A 6,980-nucleotide genomic window follows, 5' to 3' on the forward strand; every position below is an offset into this window, starting at 1 on the left:
AAGCACAGAAACATTGTAGCCATAGTGCTTGCTTGCGATAGTGCCATAATTTCGTGCTACGTCCCCTTTGGTGTCCGTACTGATGAACGACATTCCGCTTGCGCAAGCAAGTTCAATGTTCGGGTACAGGAAATATGCGGTTTTGCCCACGCCCGCAGCGCCTATCATAAGCGTGTGAACATCGCCGTCATCTACAATAGCCACAGTTTTTTTGCCGTGTGTCCGACAGCCTACCACCGTACCTTGAACAGTCGGCAGGTTCTGACCTTTTCTCCACATCTCCGGCTCGAATGGCAGAGGGATAAAAGTACGCTTTATCTCAGCTTTTGTCGCCCACCTCGCAGTTCCGTGCTGTCCATTGCCGACTTTTTTTGCCTTTATTCCGTTAAGCGACTTGTTGTCAAGCAGATTTACGACTACCAAAAATGCAACAAAAATCACTGCAAGCACGCCTATTAAAATCATTTGTTTTTCATTCAAAATTTCATCTCCGATCTGTATAAAATATTCTTACCTTTGTATTTAATAAGATAGTTAGTTTGTTTTATTCAAGGTATTGCGCTGTGAGGCGGAGGGTATCGCATTACCCGAATTCCATACAAGGTTCGGGTTCGGAAACGATATCTATATCCTCGGTCTGCTCCTGAATGGGAGTGCTTAAAGTTTCCTCAACCGATAATCTGACGGCATTATCCGCAAGCTGATACAGCAATTTTGCTGTATTTATCGACTGCTCACGGGTACGGGCTGTCTGTTTCAGATCACACAAAACCTCCTGTACACAGTCCTGCAAATCCCTTTGTTTCTGCGCCTTTTTGCCCTTGCCGGTGTAAGGCTTATACTCCGCTTTAAGTTTACATCTCAGCTTGTCAAACATCGTATTTTCGCTGTTTTCTGCAACAAAAAATGCCGAGCCTGCAAGCGCATACTCGGCGAGATAGTTGTATTGTCCGTTTTTGAACGTTGCATAGATCTGCGAGGTCAGCTTATCGGGGCGGCATTTGAGATACCCCAGTTCGCTCACTTCTTTCAGATATTCTTCTTTTCGCTTATGCGGAACAGCAGGAAGAGGTTCAACGCCGTTCTTCGCTTTCAGACATTCGTTCCAGTCCTTAAACTCAGGCGAAAGTCGTTTAACGTTTGGATATCCGTTCTCCGCAAGAATATCTTTTAATCGGTCAACAGCCTCAATTCCTCCCTCATCGTTATCTACACACAATATTATTTCATTCAGATTGGAATGGCTCTTCAACCCCGTTAAAACGGCATTTTCATACACTCCGTTCATTGCGATGTAGCTGTGTTTCTGCCAGCCTTTCGGGTACAGCGTTAGAAAACTCATCATATCGATGGGAGCCTCAAACACAAACAGCTTTTCCGACTTGCCAAAGTGAGAAAAGCTGTACCGAGTATCCGAACCCTCGCAGGTTATGCGGAATGCATTCCCAAAAGAATTAGTTGAACGCTTGTGAGCCTGACGTGGAACTCCGTTTTCATCAACGCCTACGAACACCGCATTGTGGTGTTCCTTGTCCTCGTAAAGCGTGTGCTGTTTTGCAAAATGCGAGATAATGTTTGGATCAATAAACCGCTGTTTTATGAGGTAGGCATAAACTCTATGCATATTTGCGTTTGCCTCGGGAAGTCTGAACTCTTTCTTTTCTTCCTTTGCAATAGCTTTCGGCGGACTGTGGGACAGCGGAGTGATAGTCTGACCGAGCAGTTCCTGTACCGCCGTCTGAAAGTCCATATCATAGAATTCCTGCATGAATTTTATTGCTCCGCCGCCCACCTGATTTTTATGGTCAAACCAAGTCGAGCCACGTAGCGTTATGCTGTCGTGCTTGCCAGAACTGTCGTAGTAAATGAGCTTATGCTCTCTGCCGACACGCTCCAATTTCTCGCCACGCATTCTCAGGAATTCTTCAAGGTTTACGCTGTTGGCAAGGACTTTTTGTTCGTCTGTGAATGGGATATATGGCAATTTATCACCAACTCTCTATCGTTAATACTTCACGTTATTCGCAAACTTACTCATCAGCCCCGAAAAGCTCTGTCTTTCCATCATATCCGAACTGAGAAATGCACCCGAAACCACAGTTAGCTTGTTCTCCGAAAGCACAGCGTAGGTTTCCGTGTACCCGAACTGCGTCGCCATACCGTCAGACTTCTGAACAGAGCCGTACCGCTGATACTTGCCCTTAGAAACAACACTGCTTGTCATTCGGTAACTCGAAACAAAGTCATCTTCGGTGATACCGTTCATCTGAGCAGCAGTTTGACTAAAGTAATGATTCCCTAAATTTTCAAGGATATATTCCATATCGTAAGGAAGACCGCTTTTACTCAGATCAATACACATCACCTCAACAGAACCACCTCCGTTTGTGCCTTTAAGCGTTATCTTCTGCATACCATTTGAATTATCAATTTCATTATCAAAAGAACAGCCTTTCATAGCTTCCGTTACCAATTCACTTGTATCCACAAAGGATATATCGGAATCGAAAAATTCGGCAATAAAGGTGTCCGTTTTTATCTTTTCATCCTCCGAAGAGGCAGCCGAGTCATATATGGACTCGGCTGTGGTAGTCGTAGTTTCCGTAACAGCATTCTGGATCGGCGGACTAATCGTTCCGCAAGCTGTCATTGTCAGCATAAACGCTGCTAAAATTGCAGTCATTACTTTTGCTTTCATATTCATTTTCCCCCTATCAGATTATGCTCCAGATGTACAGCGGACAGGTCAGAGAAAAGATCAAACAGCCGAAAATGATAGCGATCGGCGTCCATTCAAGCTGACCGTGTTTTCGATAGTCGAGATATGCGAGACCTATCTTAACAAACAGCAAAACCGCAAGAATTACGTCAATTACGGGGAACACAACGTTGTTTACAACCGACACCACCTGCGACCTTGCGGTAGTCCATGTGCTTTGGACTGCTCCCGCAACATCGCCGGAAGCGTAAGCTGTAGTCGACATCATTGTTGCAAAGCAGAGTGTGCTTGCAATCGCTGCAATAACTTTCTTTTTCAACTTCATTCCACATCACTCTCCTCGATAATTTTTCCTACCAGAATAGTACGGCTGTTACCCTCCGCACTTGTACAAGTGGATAACATAAGCAAATGGTCACTTTCGGTTACTTCAATCTCCTTGTAAATACTTGCATAGTTTCTGAGCTGATTATCCCATTCATTAAAATTCGGAGCAGCAAGATAAAGTCCGCTTGTATCGGAAGTTCTTGCAACCGCAAAGAAATCTATAAGCCTGACATCGTTCTCAGTGGTCAGCCAGCCGTAGCTGTGATTCATGAAATATTCCTCGTTTTCGTAATTCGGAATATCCGCAAACATCGTTCCGTTTCCCATATTGTGACCGTAGATCACGCTATTAAAGTCAGAAAAATCGCTTGAACAGCGATAGTCCATAAACAGTGATCCTGCATACAAATATGAGCCGTCCACCGCCCTGCGCGTGTAATATTCGTTATCTCCCGACTGCATGATCGGATAATCTATATTCGTATCTGGAATATACAGCCAACCCACAGAATCGTCATGCTCGTTGGAAAGCTGACGTACCTGTTCGGTCAGTTCTTCTTTGGTATCCTCGGGAACTCTGTCGGCGGAAGGCTTGCTTTTTTCAATATCGACCGCTTCGTCAAGCGTTTCTCTCGCTATCGGCGTGGGAGCATAGATCAGAATATCACGCCAATTGATTTTCTGAGCCACATCGTTTTTTACCAGAAGATAAATTCCACCTCCGAGGAGGGCGGCTGCGGTCACAGCCGCAATTGTGCGAATAACTTTTTTATTCATGCTTTTTTCCTTTCTTTGTGATGATAAGAATGGCAATGATCACGCTTGCAGCTCCGAGCATTGCAAAAGCTGCAAAATCACTGTGGTTATCGCCTGTATACGGAGTAGTCGTTTTAGGTGTAAGCTCGTCATACATAATGACTTCGGTCACGCTACCGTCAGCGTTTACTGTGAACTTGATTTCATTTGCTATCTCATAGCCCTCCGGTGCGATAGTTTCTTTCAGCGTGTACTCCTTGCCTGCGATCAGCTTTCCTTCGATGAAATGCGGTTCGCTTGATGAAACCCATTCCTCAACAACATTTCCGTCCCTGTCTATAACCTGAAGCTTTGCACCGGGCAGTTCCTCACCTGTGGTGATATCCTGCTTGGAAATCTGTACCTTTGTTGTGTCGTCGATCATTACAACGAGTGGATTGCCGTTCTCCGAAGTCGCTGTGGCTTCAACGTTTTCTACGGTAACATTGCCGTAAACGTCAACTGTAAACTTAATATCCGTAGCAATCACATATCCGTCGGGAGCCGCAATTTCCTTGAGCGTGTAATCTCCGGCAGGAAGTTCGGTTACAACATGATTTGTGCCGTCGGAAGTCCACTCATCAACGATTTCTCCGTTAGCATTTTCAAGCTGCATCTCTGCTCCGATAAGCTCCTCGCCGTAGACATCAATCTTAGACAATTCAACGGTAATAGGCTTGTTAATTGTACGAACCGTGATAGTTTCGCCGTCCTCGCAAACAGTTACGGGATAGCTTTCATCACTGAGAATATATCCTGTGGGAGCTTCGATTTCATGAACCACATACTCGCCGTAGGGGATCTCATCAAACTCAAAATATCCGTTTTCATCGGAAACAGCGGTCATATATGCGTTTTCAGAAGTGAATTCGGCAGTATCAACTGCAAACAGTCCGAACAGAGCATTTTCAAGAGGTTCATCGCTCTCATTTACCTTGATACCCTCGACTTTTCCGCGCTTTAATTCATTTACGAACTGACCGCAGTCAATAGAAACTGTAGTTACTTCCTGACCCATATACTCAAATGTCACAAGGTACTTTTCACCGTTGAGAACATAGTGTTCATCGGTGGCAATTTCCTGAACATAGTACTTACCGAATGGGATTTTCTCTGCGATTACAGCAGTCATATTCTCATCAAGACTGATTTCAGAAATGAGACCGTCCGCAGGAATTACAGTACCGTCTGCCGCCTGTATATCCTCCGCCGCAAACAGTCCGAAACGAACAGAGAGATACTCATTATTGTTTCCGATTCCGAACAGCTCGTCGTTCTCCATAACCTTAGAAAGTGAGATTTCAACACTCTGATAATCATTGACAAATGATGCATTTACCGTATCAAGAACAGCGATTTCCTGTCCTGCATAGGTCAGTTCTACAAACTGTGATTCGCTATTCCGAACATAGCCGTAAGGTGCCTGAACCTCCTTGATTTCGTACTTACCGAGATACAATAAATCGGTTTCCGCATATCCGTTTTCATCGGTAGTAATTTCAGCCACAACGTCGCCTGCATTGGCATGAACAGTACCGTCAAGCGTAACGATATCCTCCGAAGCGATCACCTGAAATACTGCGCCGGAAAGATTTCCGCTTGCAAACACGGGAGTGTAGGTGGTCGGATTTACTGTCATCTCGCCGTTTTCATCCGTGTAAGCGGAGGACGCCATAGCAACGGTTTTAAAAATATCACCTGTTTTCTGAACCGAAATTCTGCCTTTCTGAGCGGTGTTTTCTTTGTGAACTTTAATGACTGTCAAAGCATTTTCTTCCTCTGCGTTATCAGCAGAAACTGTGAAGGGCACGGGTGTGCTGTCCAGAACATAACCCACAGGAGCCTGAACCTCAACAAGAGAATATTCGCCGTAGAGAAGAACCTCGGGAGTGATGAGGTATCCCTCGTTGTTTGTGTAAAATACATCGATAGTTGTGGGAGTAGGATAGCTGAAAGTCATAGAAATCTTCTGACCGTTTGAATCATAGATCTCAAAGCCTGCGCCCTCATAAGGAATTGTTTTTCCTGTTTCGGAATCGACCTTTACCACCTTAACATAGCTTTCAAACTCTGCATTGTTGATAAGATAGCGGTAGGTCTGTCCGTTCTCGCTGATGTTGACATCGAAGTCAGCAATAAACTCAGTACCCTCCCAGCCGACTGTCTGATGCACAGTGTAAACGCCGTATGGCATATCCTTTGTCTGTGCAAAGCCGTTTTCATCGCAAGTCAGATGATCACGCTCTGTTTCAGCAGCATTTCCATAACTGCCTGCGCTCTTGAGATAAACCTCAAATTCAGCGCCGACTTCGGGCGTTTCGATCTGAGTCGAGCCGTCGTCCGTATGCTTGATGACTGAGATATTGCCCTTTATTACGTCCTCAGTCACAGTCATAGAAATGAGATTACTTTCAATTGTGTATTTTTCCGGCTCTGCGCCTACGGAATGAACAGTCATATCAAGCAGATATCCCTCGGAGGGAGAAATCTCCTGAACTGTGTAATTTCCGCAGACATACTCCTTGGACTTGAAATATCCGTTTTCATCTGTGGTGTAGGTGTCAATAAGTTCGCCGTCACGGTAAATGCCGTAAACTGCTCCTGCAAGAGTACCGTCGCCCTGTGCGGAAACTGTTTCGGAATCCTGCTTTGTTACTTGGGCGGTAAACTTTTTGAGAACGTTTTTGAATGTCTTGGTTGTAGTTGCGTCAGCAGTAAGAGTTGCTGTCTGATCCGCAGGAACAACATATTTTACGGGTACATTTTTTTCAGAAATCGTGTAAACAATTTTCTCGTTATTGCTGTCGTAAACGGGAATATCGGAAAGAATTGCGATACCGTCAGAACCTGTTTTTATGCTGTAAGTCTTGCCGTTACCTGTTACAGTAAATTCTCTGCCGCCGTTCTCTCCGTCCTCCGACTGTTTATTGATCTTGATTGAACCTGTTTTAAGTTCATTGTTGAAATTGACATTGACAGTCAGATCAACATTTCCGCTCGTCAGCGTAACGTTCTGCGCTTTCGGAGTTTCATATCTCGTATCTACGTTGATTTCGGATACGGTGTAGACAATTGCTTTACCTGTGGACATATCATAAACTCTTAGATCGTCAAAGGTTGCAATTCCGTTTGCATTGGT

Annotated in this window: 5 protein-coding genes and 1 pseudogene; all 6 read right to left on the reverse strand. The window is 44.7% G+C overall.

Translation table 11 applies throughout. From position 1 onward, the window contains the following. Window positions 1-480 (reverse strand): annotated as a pseudogene (locus DW938_RS13925) (type IV secretory system conjugative DNA transfer family protein); the annotation flags it as partial. A gap of 103 nt (window positions 481-583) precedes the next feature. Beyond that, window positions 584-1,984 (reverse strand): DUF3991 and toprim domain-containing protein, encoded by a 1,401-nt coding sequence (locus DW938_RS13930; RefSeq protein WP_117893655.1) that lies wholly within the window; start codon window positions 1,982-1,984, stop codon window positions 584-586. A gap of 21 nt (window positions 1,985-2,005) precedes the next feature. Next, a complete protein-coding gene (locus DW938_RS13935; protein ID WP_118054608.1) occupies window positions 2,006-2,698 on the reverse strand; it encodes a hypothetical protein in 693 nt (230 codons plus the stop codon). A gap of 16 nt (window positions 2,699-2,714) precedes the next feature. Continuing rightward, on the reverse strand, window positions 2,715-3,044 hold the full coding sequence (locus DW938_RS13940; protein WP_117865695.1) for a DUF3852 domain-containing protein: 330 nt from the start codon (window positions 3,042-3,044) through the stop codon (window positions 2,715-2,717). After that, entirely contained in the window at window positions 3,041-3,823 is a 783-nt protein-coding gene (gene srtB, locus DW938_RS13945; protein WP_117865694.1) for a class B sortase, read from the reverse strand. Before srtB ends, DW938_RS13940 begins: the two co-directional genes overlap by 4 nt. Continuing rightward, on the reverse strand, window positions 3,816-6,980 hold a 3,165-nt coding region (locus tag DW938_RS13950), incomplete at its 5' end, for a SpaA isopeptide-forming pilin-related protein (RefSeq protein ID WP_147342405.1). The genes srtB and DW938_RS13950, both read right to left, overlap by 8 nt.

This window comes from Ruminococcus sp. AM43-6 (genome assembly GCF_003461785.1).
GTDB classification, from domain to species: Bacteria; Bacillota; Clostridia; order Oscillospirales; family Ruminococcaceae; genus Hominimerdicola; species Hominimerdicola aceti.